Source organism: Nocardia sp. NPDC060255 (genome assembly GCF_042727395.1).
GTDB lineage: Bacteria > Actinomycetota > Actinomycetes > Mycobacteriales > Mycobacteriaceae > Nocardia.
This window is the reverse complement of record NZ_JBHXAU010000025.1, coordinates 103,458-124,290: the sequence shown is the minus strand read 5'-3', so window position 1 is coordinate 124,290 and position 20,833 is coordinate 103,458. Positions and strand designations below refer to the sequence as shown.

The window sequence follows — 20,833 nt, the reverse complement described above, 5'->3', positions numbered from 1 at the left end:
CTACTACTTCGCGACCGTCAGCAGGAAGGCCACGTCGTCCACGGCCATCACGCTGTGCCGTGCCTTGGGCACCACGAGCAGATCGCCCGTCGAACCCTTCCATTCGTTGCTGCCACTGATCAGTGTCAGCGTGCCGCTGAGGACCAGCAGGGTGGCCTCGCCCGCGTTGTCGTGCTCGGCCAGGCTCTGGCCCGCGCTGAGGCCGACCACGGTCTGGCGCAGCGAATTCGCGTGGCCACCGTAGATAGTTTGCGAACTCCGCCCGCTGGTGGCGGTGCTCGCGATCTTGAGCTGTTGTCGAGCAACCGCAGTCAGCGATTTCTTGTCCATGGACCGCCTTTCGCAAATGACAACAGCCGGTGCGGGGGCTGGTCGCACCGGCTCGGGGGCAGGACGGACGCAGGTCCGACCCCACTTACCAGGAAGTATGCCCGACCGTGCTTGGTCTCGAGTCGGGTTTGCGCGGCCGTCGCGTTCTGTGATCGAACGGTGTTGTGCGGCATCGATGATCGATGCGGAGAGTTTGCCGACTAGTCGGATTCGCGGCGGGTGTAGCGGCGGGTCCGGTACCGCAGCCCGGAGCTCGACTCGTGCCACGGCTCGTCCTCGTCGGCCGCCCACTCGGGGCCGATCTGCGGGGCGTAGGCATCGCCCGCGACGGTGGTTTCCACCTCGGTGACGAGCAGGTCGGTCGCGAAATCCATGGCGGCGCGGTAGATCTCGCCGCCACCGGCGATCCAGACGGTGTCCGGCCCGCTCGAGGTGAGCGCCTCGTCGACCGATGCGGCGCGTTCGGCACCCTCGGCCGACCAGTCCCGCTGCCGGGTCACCACGATGTTGCGGCGGCCGGCCAGCGGACGGAACTTCGGTGGCAGCGAGTCCCAGGTGCGCCTGCCCATCACCACGGGATGTCCCATGGTGACCGCCTTGAAGTTCGCCATGTCCTCGGGCACGCGCCACGGGATGGTGTTCTCGAAACCGATCACCCCGTCGGGGGTCTGTGCCCAGATCAGCCCGATGGTGCGAGTCATACGGCCACCGGGGCCTTGATCGCCGGATGGTGTTGGTAGTCAACCACTTCCACGTCCTCGTAGACGTAGTCGAACAGCGTCGTCGCGGGACGCAGCCGCAGCGTGGGGAACGGGAGCGGATCGCGGGTGAGCTGTTCGCGGACCTGCTCGAGATGGTTGTCGTAGATGTGGCAGTCGCCGCCGGTCCAGATGAAATCGCCGAGTTCCAGTTCGGTCTGCTGCGCGACCATCTGGGTGAGCAGCGCGTAGCTGGCGATGTTGAACGGCACGCCGAGGAAGAGGTCGGCACTGCGCTGATACAGCTGGCAGGACAGTTTTCCGTCGGCCACATAGAACTGGAAGAACGCGTGGCACGGGGCGAGCGCCATCTTGTCCAGCTCGGAAACGTTCCAGGCGGACACCAGCATGCGCCGGGAGTCCGGGTTGGTGCGCAGCGTGTGCAGCACCTCGGAGATCTGGTCGATGTGCATACCGTCCGGCGTCGGCCACGACCGCCACTGCACACCGTAGACCGGGCCGAGTTCGCCGTCGGCGCCCGCCCATTCGTCCCAGATGGACACGCCGTGCTCCTGCAGCCAGCGCACGTTGGAATCGCCGCGCAGGAACCAGAGCAACTCGTAGACGATCGACTTCAGATGCACCTTTTTCGTGGTGATCAGCGGGAAGCCTGCCGACAGGTCATAGCGCAGCTGATGGCCGAAGATGCTGCGCGTTCCGGTGCCGGTGCGGTCCGACTTCTTCGTGCCGGACTCCAGCACCAGCCGGAGCAGATCCTCGTACTGGGTATCGGTGGCCACGCCTGGCAACTCTAGGGGATGGTAGGAGGCGAAGCCGACGGGGCGGGTGAGCACTAGTCTTCGCGCGGCCTGGCAAGCTCGCCGCATGCGCAAGCTCTACGTGATCGGCATCGGCGCGGGCGACCCCGAGCAGGTGACGGTACAGGCCATCAAGGCGATGCGGCAGGTCGAGGTGTTCTTCGTCATCGGCAAGGGCGCCGAGAAGCGCGAACTGGTCGAGGTGCGGACCGCGATCCTGGCCGAGCACGTCGATCGGCCGTATCGGATCGTGGAAATCGCGGACCCGCCACGGGATCGGGCGCCCGCCGACTACCAGGGTGTGGTCGAGGACTGGCACGAACGGCGCTCGGAGCTGCTGGAAGCGGCTTTCGCGCAGGTCGACGGGGTCGGCGGGATTCTGGTGTGGGGTGATCCGTCGTTGTACGACAGCACTCTGCGGATGATCGAGCGGGTGCTCGCGCGCGGGACGACGCGGTTCGAGTACGCGGTGATCCCCGGGGTGACCAGCGTGCAAGCGCTGGCCGCGCAGCATCGGATAGTGCTGCATCGCATCGGCGAACCGGTGCACATCACCACCGGCAGGCGGTTGCGCGAGGAGGGGCTCACCGATGCCGCGGTGGTGATGCTGGACGGCGACTGCTCGTTCACCGAGGTTCCGGGCACGGACGTGCACATCTGGTGGGGCGCCTATCTCGGCATGCCGGACGAAACGCTGATCGAGGGACCGCTGCGTGAGGTGGAGCAGCGGATCGTCGAACGCCGCGCCGGGCTGCGCGCCGAAAAAGGCTGGATCATGGACATCTACCTGCTCAGCCGGAGCTGACTGCCCTGCTCTTGTCGGTATCGGCCGGTAGCCTGAGCAGGTGCCCGAACTACCGGAAGTAGAGGCGCTGGCGCAGTTTCTGCGGGAACATGCGGTCGGCGCGGTAGTGGGGCGCGTGGACGTGGCGGCGTTGAGCGCCGTGAAGACGTTCGATCCGCCGGTCACCGCGCTCTCCGGCCGCGACGTGACCGGGGCCGGGCGCTGGGGGAAGTTTCTCGGGCTGGACTGCGGCGGGTTGTGGCTGATCACGCACCTGTCCCGCGGTGGCTGGCTGCGCTGGATCGACGAGCCGAGCCAGACGCCGCCGAAGCCGGGCGGCAAGAGCCCGCTGGCGCTGCGGGTGCATTTCTTCACCCCGGACGGCGCGACACCCGCCTTCGATCTCACCGAGGCGGGCACCAAGAAGCGGCTCGCGGTGTACATCGTCGACGACCCGAAGCTGGTGCCCGGCATCGCCCGGCTCGGGCCGGACGCCCTCGAGGTCACCGAGGAGGAGTTCATCGCGATCCTGGGCGGCACCTCGCAGCGGATCAAGACCGCGATCGTCGACCAGACCCTGCTGGCCGGCATCGGCAACGCCTACTCCGACGAAATCCTGCACACCGCGAAGATCTCCCCGTTCGCCAACACGAAAACCCTTGCCGCGAGCAAAGGTCCCGAGCTGTACGCGGCCATGCGCAGCGTGCTCACCGATGCCGTACAGCGGTCGTCGGGCCAGGTCGCCGCCCGGCTCAAGGGCGAAAAGCGTTCCGGCATGCAGGTACACGCCCGCACCGGGCTGCCGTGCCCGGTCTGCGGCGATACGGTGCGCGAGGTGTCCTACGCCGAGCGGTCCTTCCAGTACTGCCCGACCTGTCAGACCGGCGGCAAGATCCTGGCCGACCGGCGGATGTCGCGGCTGCTCAAGTAGGACCGCCGACGTCAGGTCATGGTCGGTACGCGGATACCTTGCCAGGCAAGACGTTTCGCCTTGTCCGGGTCGTGTTCCAGCCGGGTGGTGGCATCGATGATCAGGGTGCTGCGGCGGGATTCGGTGTAGGCGGGCCACGAGGGGAGCGGTGCGCCGGTGCGGGCGAATTCGAGCCAGTTGTCCTGGAATTGGTTGGTGACGGACTGCAACCCGCGGCGGCCACCCGCAGCGGTGAGCGCCCGGCCGAACGTCGAATCGCCGCCGCCGAAGACCGGAATCAGGTCGGAGGCGTGGGTGGCGCCGAGACCCGCGAGACGCATTGCGCGCGGGGCGAAGTCGTAGCGGTAGGCGTAGGTGGGGGCGTGTCGGCTGTGCCCCGCCATGACCGTGACCGACGGGCGCCAGAAGACGAAGTCGCCACCGGCGCGTACGGCCGCCTTGGCGTCCGGATAGCCGGGATAGGCTGCGGCGATCCGGGATTCGGATTCGTCATCCGACAGCGCGGCACGCAGCCGGTCCGGCGTGGTCGGCAGCGAATCCGCGAACTTCGCGAACAGCGTGCCCTCGTCGCGGTTCGTGCCGATGATGAGCGGCACCCGATGCGCGTTGCCGTCGGTGATCGCATCGATCGGGGCCTGCGGCAGCACGACACCGTCGACCACCGGCGAAATCGGGAACAGGCCGCGTCGTTCGCGCAGCACCCGGTTGCTGGTGCGGTCGACCGCGCGCCGAATGTCGTTGGCGCTCGCGGTGCGCAGCGCGTCGGCGGCCTGGTCCGGTGTGCTGCCGAGCGCTTCGACGCAGCGCCGGGCAAACAGACGCGCGTCGTCGGCGGTCATCGCCCAGTCGGCGGGTGGGCTTTGCGAAATCGCCTGATGGAAAAGACCTTTCGCGGCGGGCGTGGCGAGCAGGCTGAGTACGGCGTGTGCGCCCGCTGATTCACCGAAGATGGTGACGTTGCCGGTATCGCCACCGAACGCGGCGATATTGGTGCGCACCCACTCCAGCGCGGCCACCTGGTCGCGCAAACCCAGATTCGACTCGAAAACGTGCTCCGGCGTGGAGAATTCACCGAAATCGACATAGCCGAACGCGCCGAGCCGATAGTTCAGTGACACCAGCACCGCGTCCCCGCGTACCGCGAGGCGCGCGCCGGAGTACAGGGCTAGCGCCGACGTGCCGGTGAGGTAGCCGCCGCCGTGGATGAACACCAGCACCGGGCGCGGCTTGTCCGACGGCGTCACCGGCGCGGTGACATTCAGTGTCAGCGAGTCCTCGTTGGTCGGCTGGTATTCGCGCGGGCCGATGCGTGCGCCCGCCCGATGCTGCATCGCGGCGAACCCGTACTCGGTGCTCTCTCGCACCCCGGCCCACGGCGTGACCGGTTGCGGTGCCCGAAAACGCAAGTCACCCACGGGTGGGGCTGCGTAGGGCAAGGACCGCCAGCGCAAAACGCGGCGGCCGCGACGACCGCGAACGACTCCGTCGGCGGTTTGGATATCTGTCGATGCCACCATCCGCCAATGGTACTTACGCGCGCCGTGTCTCCAACAGGCGTAACCAGAACTCGCTCACCGCGGGAAACGCGGGCACCGCGTGCCACAGGGTTGCCAACGGCACCTTGCCGACCACCGCGATGGTGGCCGCGTGCAGTTGTTCGCCCGCCTCCGGGCCAACGAAGGTGGCACCGAGCAACGTGTCGGTGGCGGTGTCGATGACCAGCTTCGCGTGACCCGCGAAGTCGTTGCGTGCCAACGAGGAACCGGCCACCGCGATGTCGAGCTCCACCGTCTCGACGGCATGGCCCGCGTCCCGGGCGGCCGCCTCGGTCAGTCCGACGGACGCGACCTCTGGTGCGGTGAACACGACCTGCGGGACCTGCCCGTGGTCGGCGCTCGCCGTGAACCTGGCGTCGGTGAGCGGCCTGCCTTCCGCGCGGGCCGCGATCACATCGCCGCAGACCCTGGCCTGGTATTTGCCCATATGCGTAAGGGCGGCACGGTGATTCAGATCGCCGACGCAGTACAGCCACTCGCCGTCCACGTCACGCGCGGTCAGCTGATCGTCGACCTGCACATAGCCGTCTTTCAGCCCGACCGAGTCCAGGCCGAGACCCTTGGTCGCCGGTGTGCGCCCGGCGGCCACGATGATCTCGTCGGCCTCGATCTCGGTGTCGCCCGCCGCGCTGTGCAGTTGCACGGTGACGAGGCCGCCGTGGATCCGTCCCTCGCCGGTGTCCTTGGCATCGGGTCGGTGCACGCTCGTCGGCTCGGTCTCGAGCAGGACGTGCACGCCGCTGCCCCGCAGCCCGTCGAGCACGCGTTCGCTCGCGAACGGTTCGGCGTTGGCCAGCACCGCTTTGCCGCGCACCACCATGCTGACGTCCGCGCCGAGCGTGGCCAACCAGGTCGCCGCCTCGCAGGCCACCACGCCGCCGCCGATGATCACCACGCGGCCGGGCACCTCGTGCAGGTTGGTGGCGTCGCGAGAAATCCACGGCAGCGCGTCGCGCAGGCCGGGCACGTCCGGGATGCTGGCCGTGGTGCCGGTGGCCAGCACCACCGCGTGCCTGGCGCGCAGCACCCGACCGTCGACTTCGACCTGACGTTCGCCGACGAGCCGCCCGGTACCGCGGACGACCTCGATGCGATGGTCGCGGGCCCACTTCACCTGCGACGCGTCGTCGTGGTTGCTGACGAAGTAGTCGCGTCGCCGCAGCACCGCCTCGACGTCGAGGCCGGTCGCGCTGAGTCCGTCCATGGCCTGCGCGGCGGCGAGCACATGGCCGGGCCGCAGCAGCGCCTTGCTCGGAATGCAGGCCCAATAGGAACATTCGCCGCCGACGAGTTCGCGTTCCACGATCACGGCGGTGCGCTCGCTCCCGGCGATGGCGTAGTCGGCGGCGTTCTCGCCGGCCGGGCCGCCACCGATCACGATGACGTCGTACTCGGTAGGTGAGCTCGGCATGGCGGTTATTGCAGGTAGCCCTCGACCTGACCGGCGGAGCTCGGTTCGGCGGAGTCCGGCGACTGGCCCTGATCGATCCGCGCCCGGCGGTGCCGCAGCAGATCCCAGGCCTGGTCCAGCATCACCTCGAGCTCGGCGAGCTGCTGGCGTTCCGCCTTGGGGTCGAGATCGCCTTTGGCGGCCTGCGCACGCAGCTCGTGCTCCTGGTCGACCAGTGCCTTGATGCGGGCCAACACGTCCTGTTCGGTCATGGCGACCATGCTACGGCCGCGCGAGGCAGGCGGCGGCGATCGGCACCGCCCTGGCCAGGTCGGACCAGGACAGCGCGGTGTAGCCGAGCGTGACGCCGAAGTGCTGACGCTGCGGGCCGAGGTGGTAGCCGGCGAGCGGGTCGAGCTCGACGCCCTGTGCGCGGGCCGCGGCGACGCTGTGCTGTTCCGCTTCGGCCGAGGCCAGCGGCACCACCACGTGCGAGCCCGCGTCGTCACCGAGTACGTCGAGTCCGCGGCGGCGCAGCTCGGTCACCATGAGCGCCCGGCGCGGCGGCAGTGCGCGGCGCAGCCTGCGCAGGTGCCTGGCCAGATCGCCGTGCGCGGCGAAGGAAACGAACACCTGCTGGCCCGCCGGGCTGGGACTGGTCCCGGTCCGTAGTCGATGCGCGACGACCGCGTCGGCGATCTCCGGCGCGGCGACGAGCCAGCCGACGCCGAGGCTCGGCGAGAGGATCTTGCTGGTGGTGCCGAGATGCACGACCACATCGGGTGCCATCGCGGCCAGCAGCGGCAATGGTGCTGTGTCGTAACGCAATTCGCCGTCGTAATCGTCCTCGATGATCAGCAGTCCGGCCCGGCGGGCGTGCTCGACGAGCTCGACCCGGCGCGCGGCGGGCAGCCTCGCGCCGAGCGGAAACTGGTGTGCCGGTGTGCAGAACACGGCCTTGATGTTCGGCGGCAGCAGGTCGACGCGCAGGCCGTGCGCGTCGACCGGGACGGGCAGCACGTGGACGCCGGCCGCCGCGAAAGCTCCTGCGGCACGCCGATATCCGGGGTCCTCGATGGCGACGGCGTCGCCGGGGGACAGCAGCGCGGCGGCGAGTTCGCCTACCGCGGAACTGGTTCCGGCCGTGGCGAGGAGCACGGTTTCGCTGCCCGCGCCGAGACCGCGATGCCGGAGCAGGTGTTCGATGATCGCGGCCCGGAACTCCGGCTCGCCCGCGCGGTCGCGGCGCACCAGTGGGGGCAGGTCGGCGGCGGCCCGCCAGGCGCGCCGCCACGCGGGCCGGTCGATCGCGTCGACACACGGCGCGCCGGGTTGCAGGTCGAGCAGTGCCGGACCGGCATCCGCACCGTTCGGGTGCAGCGTGCGCAGCGGCGCGGCGGGCGGTGTGGTTGTCAAGTAGGTGCCCGAACCGCGTTTGCCGCTGATCCAGCCCTCGGCGTGCAGCTGATCGAAGGCGGCGGCCACCACGGTGCGGCTCACGCCGAGCCGCTCGGCGAGGGAGCGCGACGACGGCAACCGGTCGCCGCCGCGCAGCAGCCCGTTGCTCGCCGCAGCCCGTAAACCGTCGGCGACCTGCACCGACAGCGGCTCGGGCAGCGCGCGGTCGAGGAGGAGGGGTAGTTCGTCGAGCAACGGTCACCTCGTGAATGGACTGTATGAATTTCCTTGAATTGGCACTTTCATAATGCCACTCGCGACCTGATCCTGGTCATATGACCCAATCGGCCGACCTCAGGACCCCGCTCTCGCCGACCCCGCGCAGCACGCTGACGCGGTCGAAGGAACGAGCGCGCGATGAGCGAGCGGACCTGGACGCGGTCCTCGACGCAGGTCTGGTCTGCCACCTCGGCGTGCTGCTCGGCGGCGCGCCGGTAGTGCTGCCGACCATCTATGGACGCGACGGCGACACCGTCTACGTGCACGGTTCGACCGGTGCCGGCAATCTGCGCGCCGCGCTGACCGGGGATATCTCGGTCGCGGTCACCCTGGTCGACGGCGTCGTCTATGCCCGCTCGGCGTTCCACTTCTCGATGAACTTCCGCTCGGCGGTGGTGCACGGTCGTGCGGTGGAGGTCACCGACGCAGCGGACCGGCTACACGCGCTCGAGGTGATCACCGAACACGCCGCGCCGGGTGCCTGGTCGCGGGTGCGGTCGCCGAACAAGAAGGAGTTGGCGGCCACCATCGTGCTCGCGCTCGACCTCACCGAGGCTTCGGTGAAGGTCAGGGACGGCGGGCCGAAGGACGATCCGGCGGATATCGAGCACGGCGGGGTGTGGGCGGGTGTGCTGCCGATGCGCCAGGTGTGGGGCGAGCCGATCGATTCGGCGGATCTCGAGCCGGGGCTCGCGGTGCCGAGCGACGTGCTCGCGCGGTCTGCGCCCCGCCCCATGCCGGTGCGGTGAGTTCGACACGGAATCTGTTTGCTCAGGGGTAGCCAGATAGCCGGTTGATCGGCCCTATGGTGGGGTGGTTGTTCAGGTTTCGCACCACCTCACCGGCCGGAGGCTAGCGTGTCGAGATTCCGAAAGACCTTCGCGGCGCTGGCCGCCGTCGTTGCCGTGGTCGTCGCGATGGTGATCAGCCTGACGCTGTATCAGGTGCAGAAGGATCACGGGCAGACGATGCATCTCATCGGGGACGCGGACGTCGCCGATCGCGTCGACGTCGAAGTGGCGATCATCCGCATCGACGCCGCCGTGCAGGAATTGACCGTCCAGGTGGTGCCGTCGCCGCACGGCGCGCTGGCCGACGAATTCGGCCGATTCCGCACCGACGCAACGATTTACACCTCCGGTATGAAACCAGATCCGATCAAGGTCAAGGCGGGCGATCTGATCGCGGCGTCCGAGGTTCGGATCGCGATGGGTGGCGGTGGGATGATCACCGACTATCCGTTCGACAAGTACAGTGCGCACATTGATGTGGCCGCGGACATCGGTGACAAATCCGTGCCGGTGGTGATCAATCTGTACAGCCTCGATGCGTTCTTCAAGATCGTGCCGAAGATGGACGACGAGCAGCACGGTGACGCGGTCGGCACCACGGTGACGGTTGCCCGGTCGACCGCGTGTCTTACCTTCGCGCTCTTTGTCATCGCGCTCATGCTCGGCTTGGCTTTGGCCGCAGCGACGGCGGCGTTCTATGTGCTCGCGGGCCGCCACGGTCTGATCTGGCCCGCCAACACACTGATGGCGGCCATGTTGTTCGCGATGATTCCGCTGCGCAACGCGGTGCCCGGCGCGCCGCCCATCGGATCGATCATCGACTTCGGCTCCTTCTTCATCGCCGAAACCGTGGTGGCACTGTCGCTGATCTGCACGGTGCTGGTCGGCTATCGGCACGAGATCGGCAAGGAGCGTGCGGAGACGTAAGTCCGTGCGGTAGGTCAAGGGTCGGGCGCAACGGAATTCAGTCTGGTCTTTGTGCATCCGACAGGATCGGGTCTTGGGCACATGCACCAAAGATGTTGGCCGGAACCGACTATTGTGCGGACCGGTTTGTTTATGCAAACAATGTGCGGGTGACTGCTGCCCCCGATCCCGCCACGCTGGCCGACTTCTCCGACTATGTGCGGGAATCGCTGCCCGAGGTCGCCCGCGCCATCCTGGCCGGTGTGTTCGGTGCGGTGCCCTCGTATCGGGAGCTGTCCGCCGACAACGGCGCGCGGGACCTACCGCTGGCCGCCGAGGCGAATCTGCGGCTGTTCCTGCGGTCGCTGGCCGAGGGGCGGGCGCCGCGGGCGGACGAGTTGACCGAACTGATCGACATCGCGGTGCGGCGGGCCAGGGCCGGGATCCCGCTCGACACCGTGCTTTCGGTGTATCACCACGGTGCGATCGCCGCCTGGAATTCGGTGTCCGTGCTGGCGACGACACCCGAACAGCGCGAACAGCTCTTGGCGGCAGTGCCTTACGTGCTCGGTTATCTCGGGGCGGTGACACCCGGGGTCGCGGGTGCGTACCTGCGGGAGCGCCAGGATCTGCACTGGGAGCAGCGGGAGGCCAAACGTGCGGTGGCGCAGGCACTGGTGCACGGCACGCCGGTCGATCTGCTTGCCGAACGGTTCGGGATCTCGCTGGATGGCGGGTTCGACGTGCTCGTTTTCCGGGTGGCCGAGGCGGACTCGGCGGGTGGGAATCGTCCGGTGCTGCGCATTGTGCAGACCGAGATCGATGCGGTGTCCAGCCGGGTGCTGAGCACGGTCGAGCGCGGGGGCGGGGTGTTTCTCGTGCCGGGTGGGGACGGTGAACTCGGTACTGCTCTAGAGATTTTCGTTAGCCGGGTCGCGCAGGGAACCGGTGTACGGACGGTCGCGGGATTCGCGACGGCTGCCGGCGTGGACGAGGTACCCGCGGCGGCGGAGGAAGCGGGCGAAATCGCCAGGCTCGCTTATCAACTGCGTCGTCCGACGGCGGTATATCGGATGGCCGATCTGGCGCTGCAATACCAGCTCGCGCGGCCCGGTCCCGCGCGCTCCTGGTTGCTCACCTTGCTGAACCCGCTGCGCGATCAGCCCCACCTGCTGGAGGCGCTGCGGGCGCTCATCGATAACGACTACAACCGGCAGCAGGCTGCCGCTGCCCTTGTCGTGCATCGCAATACGCTCAACTACCGGCTCAACCGGATCGGCAAGGTGACCGGTTACGATCCCAACCGGCCGGACCATGCCCAGCTCTTTGCGGCCGCGCTCACGGCCAGCGATATTGATGCGATGGAATGACGATGCGGTATCACCAAGCCTGAACGTGAATGTCGGCGTTCAGCAGGGTCATCTGCGCTAAATCTGTTAGTGCGGTGGATGATTCGATTCGCTCCGGGTCGAGGCTGACCAGGGACAGGACGTAGTCGTCGGCGATACGGCACAGGTAGCCGGACAGGCGGGTCCTGGGGAGTTGCGCGACGGTCAGGCCGGGGTGGATGGCGCGGGCGGCGACGCCGAGGCAGCGATGCGGGCCCAGGACGCGCAGGGCGGCGGGCAGGGTTCCGATGTTGGAGCACAGGATGTCTCGCTCACCGGCACCTTTGGACAACGCGTAGGCCCAGCGGTCGGGGATCACCTGGAGCAGTTCCTCGGGCATGCCGCCGGGGCTGGACATGCGGCGCTCGTAGGCGGCGCGTGACTTGTCCCGGATCGTCGCAGGGGTGTCGGTGCGGTCGATCGTGATGTCGGTCATCGCGAGATCGTTGTCGACGCGGGGTTCGTCGCGGGTGTCGACCGGCAGGCTGGCGTCGATCGTATCGGTCCGGAAACCGCTGGCCCACAGTATGTTTGCGACCAAAGAGATGAACAGACTGTTGGCGGTGCCATTCTGTGTGGTGGCTACGCGGTCCCAATCGGCCACGGTGCATTGGAGAATCGCGCCGTGCGTTTGCACGGATGCCGACCTATCGGTGAAGTCGCGGCCTGTCGCCTGGTGCGGCCGGTCGGGGATTCCACGGCGCAACGCTTTTGCGGTACCACGCAATACGATCGACCACTGCCTGCTCGCGTCAGCCCAGTCCGACTCGGGCTTGGTTGACGCCGAGCGGGATGTGGTGTCGCGATGTGCTGAGTCGCGGGCTGCGTTCGATGTCATGGCATCGGCGGTCAGGGATGTGCCGCCGAGTGCGTCATCAGCCGCTAGTACCAGTGCCCGGCCATCCGCAAGAGCATGCGAACAGGTAAGGGAGACAAGGGAACCGCCATCGTCCAGCGCGATGGCGGCCAAGCGCCAGCCGGGACCGAATTCAGGGTCGAGGTCGGCACCCTGCGCGTCTGCCCACGCCATGAGTGCGTTGGTGGCGATCGGCTGATCGGTGAGCTCGAGCGGATAAGCGCGGGTATTGCGCTGCCAGGATCGTCGGGCACCCGGTACCCGCGGCCGAACTACCCGCCGACCCAACGGCCCGGTGCGCAGTGCCGCGTGTACCTCGTGCAGCAGCGCCGGGTCGATGCGGTCGGCCGTACGCCACAAACCTTGCAGCGCAATAGGAGTGCCGAGGCCGCGATGGGTACGCAGGAAGATCTCGTCGACGACGCTCAACCGGCCCATCGGGCGCACGACTACCCCTCGCTCTCGATCACGCTCGGTTGCGCTGCGCCCATGGTTGTTTCGCGGAGCGCGCGCACGACTTGCCACTCGGCGCCATCGTGCCTGATGGCCCGCCGTGTCGTCGGCTCACCCGGTCAGGCCCGCGCGCCGTGCCGACCCGCGCCCGAGGCGAAGCGCTGAGCTCCGTCGAGGGCGCCGTTGGTCAGTGCGGTCATGCCGTGCCGGAGTTCGTTGCGCAGCGCGGTCTCCTCGTCCATGCCGTCCTGTTCCAGCAGCGACATCCGATCCGAGCGCAGACACGCTTGCGGCAGCGCGGCCAGTTCGGCGGCGAGTTGTTCTGCGGCACTGCGAGCTTCGCCGGTCGGGACCACGCGGTTCGCCAGGCCGATCTGCAGCGCCTCGGCGGCGTCGACGGGACGGCCGGTGAGCACCAGATCCATGGCGCGGCTGCTGCCGATGAGCCGTGGCAGGCGCAGCGTGCCGCCGTCGATGAGTGGCACGCCCCAGCGGCGGCAGAACACGCCGAAGACGCTGTCCTGCTCGGCAACTCGCAGATCACACCACAGCGCGAGCTCGAGCCCGCCCGCGACCGCGTATCCGGAGACGGCGGCGATCACCGGCTTGGACAGCCGCATCCTGGTGGGCCCCATCGGGCCGTCGCCCTCCTCGGTGACCACATTGGACCGCTCGGTGCCGAGGCCCTTGAGGTCGGCGCCCGCGCAGAAGGTCCCGCCGTCACCCCAGAGCACGGCCACCGCCGCATCGGGATCGGCGTCGAACTCGCGGAAAGCGTCGGCCAACGCCGCCGCGGTGGGCCCGTCGACCGCATTACGTGCTTCGGGCCGATGCAGGATCACGGTGGTCACCGGTCCATTGCGCTCGATTCGTACACTCACGACGCCACCTCACTGGTTCGCTCAGACACGCCCCGACCATACGCCGTAAAACCCCCCTTGTGGCAAGAAATGAATTCGTGGTTCACTTCTTGTGTGGCCTACCGCAGAACCCCCGCCGTGCAGGCCCGCCTGGACGCGCAGGCGGGGCTGATCGTGCAGGCCGCGACCAAGGTGCTGTCCAGCGCCGGCTACGCCGGGCTCTCCATGGCGGCCGTCGCGGCCGAGGCCGGCGTGGCCACCGGCACCGTCTACAAGAACTTCGCGGGCAAGGCGGAACTGGTCAGCGCGGTGTTCCGCAAAGTGGTTGCCTGGGAGGTGGCCGCGGTGGCCGCCGCGAGCGCCGACGGCACCGCGGTGGAGCGGGTGACCGCAGCGGTGGAGACCTTCGCCGGACGCGCGTTGAAGAATCCGAAACTCGCCTACGTGCTGCTCGTCGAGCCCGTCGATACCGTGGTCGACACGGAGCGGCTGCACTTCCGTCGCGCCTTCACCGAGGCCTTCGAATCGGCTGTCGCGGAGGGTGTTTCGCGTGGCGAGCTGCCCGCGCAGGATCCGCGGACCAGCGCGGCCGCGCTCGTCGGCGCGATCGGTGAGGTGCTCGTCGGCCCGCTGGCTTCGGCGCCGCACGGGGAATCCGTTATCCCAGAACTCATTACCTTCGCATTGCGCGCACTCGGGGTGCGCGCGGAGTCGAGCGCAGTCGCCCGGCAGGAAACAGGAGTGTCCGATGCAGACGCATGAAGTCTTCAACCAGGTACCCGATATCGCGCCGTTCGACGTCTCGCGGAATCCGGCGCTGCTCGAGGGCCTGCACCGCGAGGGCGCGGGCTGGGCCGAGGCCGAGGTGCGTGAACTCGGCGTGCTGGCAGGCGGATCCGAGGCGCAGGAGTGGGGCCGCTTGGCCAACGAGAATCCGCCGGTGCTGCACACGCACGACCGCTATGGCAACCGGATCGACGAGGTGGAGTTCCACCCGCATTGGCACGATCTGATGAATGTCGCTGTGTCGCATGGCCTGCACGGTTCGCCGTGGCTGGACGAGCGGCCGGGCACGCACGTCGCGCGCGCGGCGAAGTTCTTCACCTGGGGCGCCGCCGAGGCCGGGCACATGTGTCCCATCTCGATGACGTACGCCGTGGTGCCCGCCTTGCGGCACAACAAGGAACTGTCGGCGAAATACGAACCGCTGCTCGGTTCCCGGGTCTACGACTTCGGCCTGCGCGAGCCGTCGTCGAAGGCCGGGCTGATCGCGGGCATGTCGATGACCGAGAAGCAGGGCGGCTCCGACGTCCGCGCCAACACCACGACGGCGACACCGCAACCCGACGGCTCGTACCGGATCGTCGGGCACAAGTGGTTCACCTCGGCCCCGATGTCGGACATGTTCCTGACGCTGGCCCAGGCGCCTGGCGGCCTGTCCTGCTTCCTGCTCACCAGGGTGCTGCCGGACGGAACGCGCAATCCCATTCGCATCCAACGGCTCAAGGACAAGCTCGGCAACAAGTCCAACGCCTCCTCGGAGATCGAGTACGAGAACGCCACCGGCTGGCTGGTCGGCGCGGAGGGTGCGGGCGTGAAGACCATCATCGAGATGGTGAACATGACCAGGCTGGACTGCGTGATCGGCTCGGCGACCAACATGCGGACCGGCGTGGTGTTCGCCACGCACCACGCGCGGTATCGGGAAGCGTTCGGCGCCAAGCTGATCGACCAGCCCGCCATGCGGAATGTGCTGGCGGACTTGGTGATCGAGTCCGACGCGGCCACCACGGTGATGATGCGGCTGGCCGGCGCCACCGACCGTGCGGGCAGCGACCCGGCCGAGGCGGCGCTGCGTCGCATCGCGTTGGCGGTCACCAAGTATTGGGTGTGCAAGCGGGCGCCGTCGCACGCGGCCGAGGCGCTGGAATGCCTCGGCGGCAATGGCTATGCCGAGGAGTCGGGCATGCCGCGGCTCTATCGGGAGGCGCCGCTGATGTCCATCTGGGAGGGTTCCGGCAATGTCGCGGCGCTGGATGCGTTGCGCGCCATGGGGCGTCAGCCGGAGACGGTCGAGGCGTACTTCAACGAGGTCTCGCTGGCCCGCGGCGAGAATCCGCGGCTCGACGACGCCATCACGCGGGTCGGCAAGGAACTGTCCGACCTCAGCGACATCGAGTTCCGGGCCCGACGCATCGTCGAGTTGATGGCCCTCGTGCTGCAGGGTGCGCAGTTGGTCCGGCACGGTCACCCGGCGGTCGCCGACGCCTTCTGCGCCACCAGGCTCGGCGACGATTGGGGTATCGCCTTCGGTACTTTGCCGACCGGTGTGGACACCGGAGCCATCCTGGAGCGCGCACTGGTGTGATTGCGGTTAGGCGGTCGGGATAGCTTGCGCGGCAGTCTTTCTGGTTGAGGCGCGGGCGTAATGTTTGATCTTTGCCACGCGGGTACGCGCGTACCCGAGTCGCATCTTGAGCCGAAAGCCGTTCTCTCCAAGTGTGTTAGATGTCTGCACCTCGGAATCGGCCATAGCTCAATGTAATTGAGATCCGGCATGCTTCAGTGCGTAGTCTGTCGCCTCACTCGACGGCAATTGATTCGAAAGATATTCGCGCATAACATTTTACGGACCATAGTTCAGCGATAGCTCAAAAATTACCATCCTATTCTCAGATTTCCCCAGTACTCGTCTCCAGTCGAGTTGCCCGCCCGTATGTGGTTCTACTTGGTCATGAAACCCACACATAAACGGGCGGGTCGAAATACCGCCTTCGCGATAATTGCTGTCGGGGCAATGATCTTCGCGTCTGGCCCCGGTGCCAGCGGCGCGCCACCGGCCAGTCCATCAGCACCGGCGGGTTCCGACCTTTCTGCCGTGCCGAAAGAGGTAACGACGGATCAGCAAGGCGCCGTTCAGCAGGTGGTCCCCAAGGAGCCGATCAAGGCGCCCGCGGGTACGGCCGCCGAAGCCCCTGCCGCGGCGGAGGCGCACGCGAACGGTGTGCAGAAGGCGCTCGGCGGAAATGGCGAAACCGCCGGCAATCTGGTCGTGGAGTCTGTGTTCCAGGTTGGTGAGGGATCCACGGTCCGACTGCGTCAGGAGATCGACCAAGTACAGGTGTTCGGCGCTTCCGCGGCACAGTCGCTGACCGCCGACGGTTCGCTCATCTCGGTGACCGGCTCGCTGTCGAAGAAGTCGCAGGGCAAGTTCTCGACGACGACACCGTCCGCCGCGGTACAGCAGACCGCGCTGAAAAAGGTTGCCGAGCAGAGCAAAACGGCGCCCGACAAGCTGAGCGTCACCGAGACCAAGGCCTACTGGTACGACGCGAAGCTGGCCGCCAAGGACGAGGCACAGAGCACTGCGGTGCCGTCGTTCAAGGTCGACATCATCGGTGCCAGCGCCGAGAAGCAGGGCGACCCGGCGACCTACGTCGTCTTCGTCGACGCCAACAACACCGGCAAGGTGCTCGACAGCTGGAGCGAGACCAAGCACCTCAACCGGGTCGTGTGCGACAACGCCAACCGGCGGATCGACCCCAACAACGCCGGGTGCGGCACCGGCAGCATCCGCTCCACCAGGTCGGAAGGCCAGCCCGCCAGCGGTATCGCCGACGTAGACAAGATCTACGACTACTTCGGCAAGACCGAGCAGTTCTACGCGCAATACACCAAGGTGGCGAACCTGACCAACCTGATCGGGTCGGACACCGGTGACGGCAAGGGTAAAGCGCTGCGCGGCACCGTGCGTCTGTGCACCACCACCCAATGCCCCTACCAGAACGCCTTCTGGTCGGGCAGCTACATGGCCTACGGCACGGGTCTGACCACCGAGGACATCACCGCACACGAGCTCACCCACGGTGTCACCCAGCACACCAACGGTCTGGTGTACCGCAATGAGCCGGGCGCGATCAATGAGTCCATGTCGGATGTCTTCGGCGAGCTCACCTTCCTGGTGGACACCGCCAACCCGTGCAACACCGCCGCCAATCGGTGGAAGCTCGGCGTGTGCAGCTCCATCGGTGTGATCCGGGATATGAAGAACCCGAAGGCATACCAGGATCCCGACACCTACAAGGGCCAGTACTGGTACACCGGTAGCGGCGACAGCGGTGGCGTCCACACCAACAGCGGAGTGGGCAACCGGACCGCCTCGATCATCACCGACGGTGGCACCCTCAACGGCGTGACCGTCACCGGGCTCGGCATTCCGAAGACCGCCGCGCTGTACTGGACCACGCAGACCCTGCTGTCGTCCAACTCCAACTACGGTGCATTGTCCACCGCGCTGAAGAACGCGTGCAACACCAATGTCCGTAACAACACCGCGGGCACAACGGCCGCTGACTGCGTCCAGGTGGCCAACGCCACCAAGGCCACCAAGCTGCCGCAGTTGGCGACTCGCGACTAACAATCACTATTGGTAACACCGAACGTCTCACCGCGCTCATCATGAGCTCGGTGAGATGTTCATTTGTGTGCTAGACCGCGATTGTTTCCAGCACTCGCTCGACCAATGCGGTGTCGCAGTGCTCGACCACTTCCGTCAATTGCCCGTCGGTTACCCGGAAGAGGAAACAGTAGGTTTGGTCGTAACGGTCGCCGCGAATGGTGCGGCCGTATCCGCGGGCCTGGACCACGACACGGTCATCCGCGGCGATGACGAAGTCGGCGGCAACGCGATATTCGGTGAACTGGGCCATCAGCGGCCGCAGAAGTTCGTTCAGCACAACAGCTTTCGGTGCCCAGGTGCCGCTCCATGACCAGCCGCCCGGAAACACCCAGCGGAACTCGTCCGCCATCGCGTCGCTCAGCGCGCTGGTGTTGCCCGCCGCCATCTGCTCGAAGATGTGCTCCAGCAGTTTCTTGTTCTCGATCGCACTCACCCGATCGACGGTAAGAGCGCGGGATCGGTGCGACAAGCGAGAATCTCGCATGCGCGGCATGCGTGATCAGCATGGATGTGGCAGTTATCGAGGCGCACGGACGAGGTGCTCCGGCAGTACAGTGGCGCGGTGGACAGGGCGTACGCCGAAACATCGTTGAGCGCGCTGGTCCGGCGGGTGCGCGAGCACGCGGACGGCGGTAGCGGCCGATATCTGCTCGGCATCGTCGGACCGCCCGGCGCGGGGAAGTCCACCCTGTCGGTCCGGCTGCGCAATGCGCTCAACGCCGAGTCGCCGATCGCCCAGATCGCGCCGATGGACGGCTACCACCTCACCAACGACGTGCTGCGGGCCGCGGGAAACCTGGCGCGCAAAGGCGAACCGGATACGTTCGACACCGCGGCCTTCCTCGACAACCTCCGCAGACTCCGGGACACCCCGATCGGCGAGCCGGTGCCGTGGCCGACCTTCGATCGCGCCATCGACGCTCCGGTCCCCGCGGGCCTCATCTTCGATCAGCAGCGGATCGTGCTCACCGAGGGCAACTACCTGCTGCTCGACGACGTCGGCGACCGGGAATGGTCGGCGGTGCGCAAGCTGCTGGACGAGTGCTGGTACCTCGATGCGCCCCGGCGGCTGCTCGAGGAGCGACTGCTACGGCGTCACATTCGCGGCGGCCGCACGCCCGCCGCCGCCAGAACCAAGGTGCGCGACAGCGACCTGCGCAACGCCGACCTGATCGGCAGCACAAAGGCGCGAGCCGATCTGGTGCTACGTCAGCGCGGCCGCCGCTACGACGTCGTCGTGCGTCCCTGAGCAGCGCTACTTCTTGGCGCGGTACCAGCGGATCAGCGCGTCGGTGGACGAGTCTCCTTGCGGCTCGGGCTCTTCCGCGGAAGTAAGCAGTGGCGCGAGGGCCAGCGCCTGCTGCTTGCCGAGTTCGACGCCCCACTGATCGAAGCTGTCGATGCCCCAGATGGTGCCTTCGACGAACACCTGATGCTCATAGAGCGCGATCAGCTGGCCGACGACCGAGGGCGTGAGCTGCGGCGCGAGGATGGTGGTACTCGGCCGGTTGCCGGGCATCACCTTGTGCGGCACCACCTTCGGGTCGGTGCCCTCGGCGGCGATCTCCTCGGCCGTCTTGCCGAACGCGAGCACCTTGGTCTGCGCGAACAGGTTGCTCATCAGCAGGTCGTGCATGCTGCCGGTGCCGTCGCGGGTGGGCAGATCGTCGGTGGGGCGGGCGAAGCCGATGAAGTCCGCCGGGATGAGCCGGGTGCCCTGATGCAGCAACTGGTAGAAGGCGTGCTGGCCGTTGGTTCCCGGCTCGCCCCAGAAGATTTCGCCGGTGGAGGTGGTGACCGGGCTGCCGTCGGCGCGCACCGACTTGCCGTTGGACTCCATCGTGAGCTGCTGCAGATAGGCGGGGAAGCGGGCCAGATCATTCGAATAGGGCAGCACCGCACGGGATTCCGCACCGAAGAAGTTCGAGTACCAGACGCCGAGCAGGCCGAGCAGCACCGGCGCGTTCGCCTCCAGCGGCGCGTTCGCGAAATGCTCGTCCACCGCATGCATTCCGGCGAGGAACTCGGCGAAGCGCGCCTTGCCGATGGCCGCCATCACCGAGAGGCCGATCGCGGAATCCACCGAGTAACGCCCGCCCACCCAGTCCCAGAAGCCGAACATATTGGCGGTGTCGATGCCGAACTCGGCCACCTTCTCGGCGTTGGTCGAGACGGCGACGAAATGCTTCGCGACGGCGTCCTCGCCGAGCGCGGCGACCAGCCAGCGCCGGGCGGTGGTCGCGTTGGTCAGCGTCTCCAGGGTGGAGAAGGTCTTGGAGGCGACGATGAAAAGCGTTGTCGCAGGGTCGAGCCCGTCGAGTTCGGCGACCAGGTCGGCCGGATCGACGTTGGAGACGAACCGCGCGCTGATGCCCGCGTCGGCGTAGTGCCGCAGCGCTTGGTACACCATCACCGGTCCGAGATCGGACCCGCCGATGCCGATATTGACCACAGTGCTGATGCGTTCGCCGGTGGCGCCGCGCCAATCGCCGGAGCGCAGCGCGTCGGTGAACTCACCCATCCGCCGCAGCACGTCGTGCACCTCGGCGCCCGCGTCGACACCGTCCACGGTGAGTGCCTGGCCCTCGGGCAGCCGCAATGCGATGTGCGCGACCGCGCGATCCTCCGAGGTGTTGATGTGCTCGCCCCGGTACATCGCGTCCCTGCGCTCGGCGACCTTGGCCTCGCGCGCCAATTCGACCAGCAGGTGCAGCGTTTCCCGCGAGACCCGATGCTTGCTGAAGTCGATGTGCAGGTCCGCTACGTCGATGGTCAGCGCACGGCCACGCGACGGGTCGTCGGCGAAGAGCTCCCGCAGGTGCCGCCCCGCGATCCCGTCGAAGTGTTCGTGCAGTTTCCGCCAGGCCGCCGTGGCGGTGATGTCGCTGCTCACGTTCGCCGAGGTTACTCACCGTCCAACGGCCGCGCACGGCAAA

At 67.5% G+C, this 20,833-nt stretch carries 20 protein-coding genes; 9 read left to right on the top strand and 11 right to left on the bottom strand.

All coding sequences use genetic code 11. The annotated features are described in order from the left end of the window. Positions 1-3: 3 nt before the first annotated feature. From ACFWF1_RS34775 to ACFWF1_RS34765, 3 genes are all read right to left on the bottom strand, one after another. Positions 4-330: a cupin domain-containing protein gene (locus tag ACFWF1_RS34775; protein WP_150401995.1), complete on the bottom strand. Its 327-nt coding sequence runs from the start codon at positions 328-330 to the stop codon at positions 4-6. A 200-nt stretch (positions 331-530) separates the two neighbouring features. Further along, complete coding sequence (locus ACFWF1_RS34770; protein WP_379281133.1) at positions 531-1,031, bottom strand: dihydrofolate reductase; 501 nt, start codon at positions 1,029-1,031, stop codon at positions 531-533. Continuing rightward, positions 1,028-1,828, bottom strand: coding sequence for a thymidylate synthase (locus ACFWF1_RS34765; protein WP_379281132.1), 801 nt, complete (start codon positions 1,826-1,828; stop codon positions 1,028-1,030). Before ACFWF1_RS34765 ends, ACFWF1_RS34770 begins: the two co-directional genes overlap by 4 nt. Before the next feature lie 85 nt (positions 1,829-1,913). Here ACFWF1_RS34765 and cobF point away from each other — a divergent pair, with 85 nt between their 5' ends. Both cobF and ACFWF1_RS34755 read left to right on the top strand, forming a co-directional pair. After that, complete coding sequence (gene cobF / locus ACFWF1_RS34760; protein ID WP_379281131.1) at positions 1,914-2,651, top strand: precorrin-6A synthase (deacetylating); 738 nt, start codon at positions 1,914-1,916, stop codon at positions 2,649-2,651. Between the two features lie 40 nt (positions 2,652-2,691). After that, positions 2,692-3,561 (top strand): Fpg/Nei family DNA glycosylase, encoded by an 870-nt coding sequence (locus ACFWF1_RS34755; RefSeq protein WP_379281130.1) that lies wholly within the window; start codon positions 2,692-2,694, stop codon positions 3,559-3,561. Between the two features lie 11 nt (positions 3,562-3,572). On the opposite strand, the gene ACFWF1_RS34750 is transcribed toward ACFWF1_RS34755, so the two are convergent. The 4 genes from ACFWF1_RS34750 to ACFWF1_RS34735 are packed head-to-tail and all read right to left on the bottom strand — an operon-like array spanning position 3,573 to position 8,160. Next, positions 3,573-5,078 (bottom strand): carboxylesterase/lipase family protein, encoded by a 1,506-nt coding sequence (locus tag ACFWF1_RS34750; RefSeq protein WP_379281129.1) that lies wholly within the window; start codon positions 5,076-5,078, stop codon positions 3,573-3,575. Positions 5,079-5,091: 13 nt separating this feature from the next. After that, positions 5,092-6,528, bottom strand: coding sequence for a dihydrolipoyl dehydrogenase family protein (locus ACFWF1_RS34745; RefSeq protein WP_379281128.1), 1,437 nt, complete (start codon positions 6,526-6,528; stop codon positions 5,092-5,094). A 5-nt stretch (positions 6,529-6,533) separates the two neighbouring features. Continuing rightward, positions 6,534-6,779, bottom strand: a complete 246-nt coding sequence (locus tag ACFWF1_RS34740) for a DUF2630 family protein (protein ID WP_379281127.1) — start codon at positions 6,777-6,779, stop codon at positions 6,534-6,536. Positions 6,780-6,789: 10 nt separating this feature from the next. Beyond that, positions 6,790-8,160 (bottom strand): PLP-dependent aminotransferase family protein, encoded by a 1,371-nt coding sequence (locus ACFWF1_RS34735; protein ID WP_379281126.1) that lies wholly within the window; start codon positions 8,158-8,160, stop codon positions 6,790-6,792. Positions 8,161-8,240: 80 nt separating this feature from the next. On the opposite strand from ACFWF1_RS34735, the gene ACFWF1_RS34730 reads away from it, so the two are divergent. From ACFWF1_RS34730 to ACFWF1_RS34720, 3 genes are all read left to right on the top strand, one after another. Further along, the gene (locus ACFWF1_RS34730) at positions 8,241-8,933 is read left to right on the top strand and encodes a pyridoxamine 5'-phosphate oxidase family protein (protein ID WP_379281125.1); all 693 of its coding nucleotides are present in this window, start codon (positions 8,241-8,243) and stop codon (positions 8,931-8,933) included. Between the two features lie 108 nt (positions 8,934-9,041). Continuing rightward, positions 9,042-9,902: a DUF4436 domain-containing protein gene (locus tag ACFWF1_RS34725; protein WP_379281124.1), complete on the top strand. Its 861-nt coding sequence runs from the start codon at positions 9,042-9,044 to the stop codon at positions 9,900-9,902. A 149-nt stretch (positions 9,903-10,051) separates the two neighbouring features. Then, complete coding sequence (locus ACFWF1_RS34720; protein ID WP_379281123.1) at positions 10,052-11,251, top strand: PucR family transcriptional regulator; 1,200 nt, start codon at positions 10,052-10,054, stop codon at positions 11,249-11,251. Positions 11,252-11,261: 10 nt separating this feature from the next. On the opposite strand, the gene ACFWF1_RS34715 is transcribed toward ACFWF1_RS34720, so the two are convergent. Together ACFWF1_RS34715 and ACFWF1_RS34710 are read right to left on the bottom strand one after the other, a co-directional pair. Next, positions 11,262-12,563: a hypothetical protein gene (locus ACFWF1_RS34715; RefSeq protein ID WP_379281221.1), complete on the bottom strand. Its 1,302-nt coding sequence runs from the start codon at positions 12,561-12,563 to the stop codon at positions 11,262-11,264. Between the two features lie 134 nt (positions 12,564-12,697). After that, complete coding sequence (locus tag ACFWF1_RS34710; protein ID WP_357385824.1) at positions 12,698-13,459, bottom strand: crotonase/enoyl-CoA hydratase family protein; 762 nt, start codon at positions 13,457-13,459, stop codon at positions 12,698-12,700. A gap of 93 nt (positions 13,460-13,552) precedes the next feature. Here ACFWF1_RS34710 and ACFWF1_RS34705 point away from each other — a divergent pair, with 93 nt between their 5' ends. The 3 genes from ACFWF1_RS34705 to ACFWF1_RS34695 all read left to right on the top strand — a co-directional run bounded on the left by ACFWF1_RS34705 (position 13,553) and on the right by ACFWF1_RS34695 (position 17,855). Further along, complete coding sequence (locus ACFWF1_RS34705; protein ID WP_379281122.1) at positions 13,553-14,200, top strand: TetR/AcrR family transcriptional regulator; 648 nt, start codon at positions 13,553-13,555, stop codon at positions 14,198-14,200. After that, positions 14,187-15,806: an acyl-CoA dehydrogenase family protein gene (locus ACFWF1_RS34700; protein ID WP_379281121.1), complete on the top strand. Its 1,620-nt coding sequence runs from the start codon at positions 14,187-14,189 to the stop codon at positions 15,804-15,806. The genes ACFWF1_RS34705 and ACFWF1_RS34700 overlap by 14 nt, the downstream gene beginning before the upstream one ends. A gap of 510 nt (positions 15,807-16,316) precedes the next feature. Then, the gene (locus ACFWF1_RS34695; protein WP_379281120.1) at positions 16,317-17,855 is read left to right on the top strand and encodes a M4 family metallopeptidase; all 1,539 of its coding nucleotides are present in this window, start codon (positions 16,317-16,319) and stop codon (positions 17,853-17,855) included. A gap of 70 nt (positions 17,856-17,925) precedes the next feature. Here the strand turns inward: ACFWF1_RS34695 and ACFWF1_RS34690 are convergent, their stop codons facing one another. Then, positions 17,926-18,330: a nuclear transport factor 2 family protein gene (locus tag ACFWF1_RS34690; RefSeq protein ID WP_379281119.1), complete on the bottom strand. Its 405-nt coding sequence runs from the start codon at positions 18,328-18,330 to the stop codon at positions 17,926-17,928. A gap of 129 nt (positions 18,331-18,459) precedes the next feature. Here ACFWF1_RS34690 and ACFWF1_RS34685 point away from each other — a divergent pair, with 129 nt between their 5' ends. Beyond that, positions 18,460-19,146 carry a nucleoside/nucleotide kinase family protein gene (locus tag ACFWF1_RS34685; RefSeq protein WP_379281118.1) on the top strand — a complete coding sequence of 229 codons (687 nt, stop codon included), beginning with the start codon at positions 18,460-18,462 and terminating at the stop codon, positions 19,144-19,146. Between the two features lie 6 nt (positions 19,147-19,152). Here the strand turns inward: ACFWF1_RS34685 and pgi are convergent, their stop codons facing one another. Further along, positions 19,153-20,790: a glucose-6-phosphate isomerase gene (gene pgi, locus ACFWF1_RS34680; protein ID WP_379281117.1), complete on the bottom strand. Its 1,638-nt coding sequence runs from the start codon at positions 20,788-20,790 to the stop codon at positions 19,153-19,155. Positions 20,791-20,833: the final 43 nt, after the last annotated feature.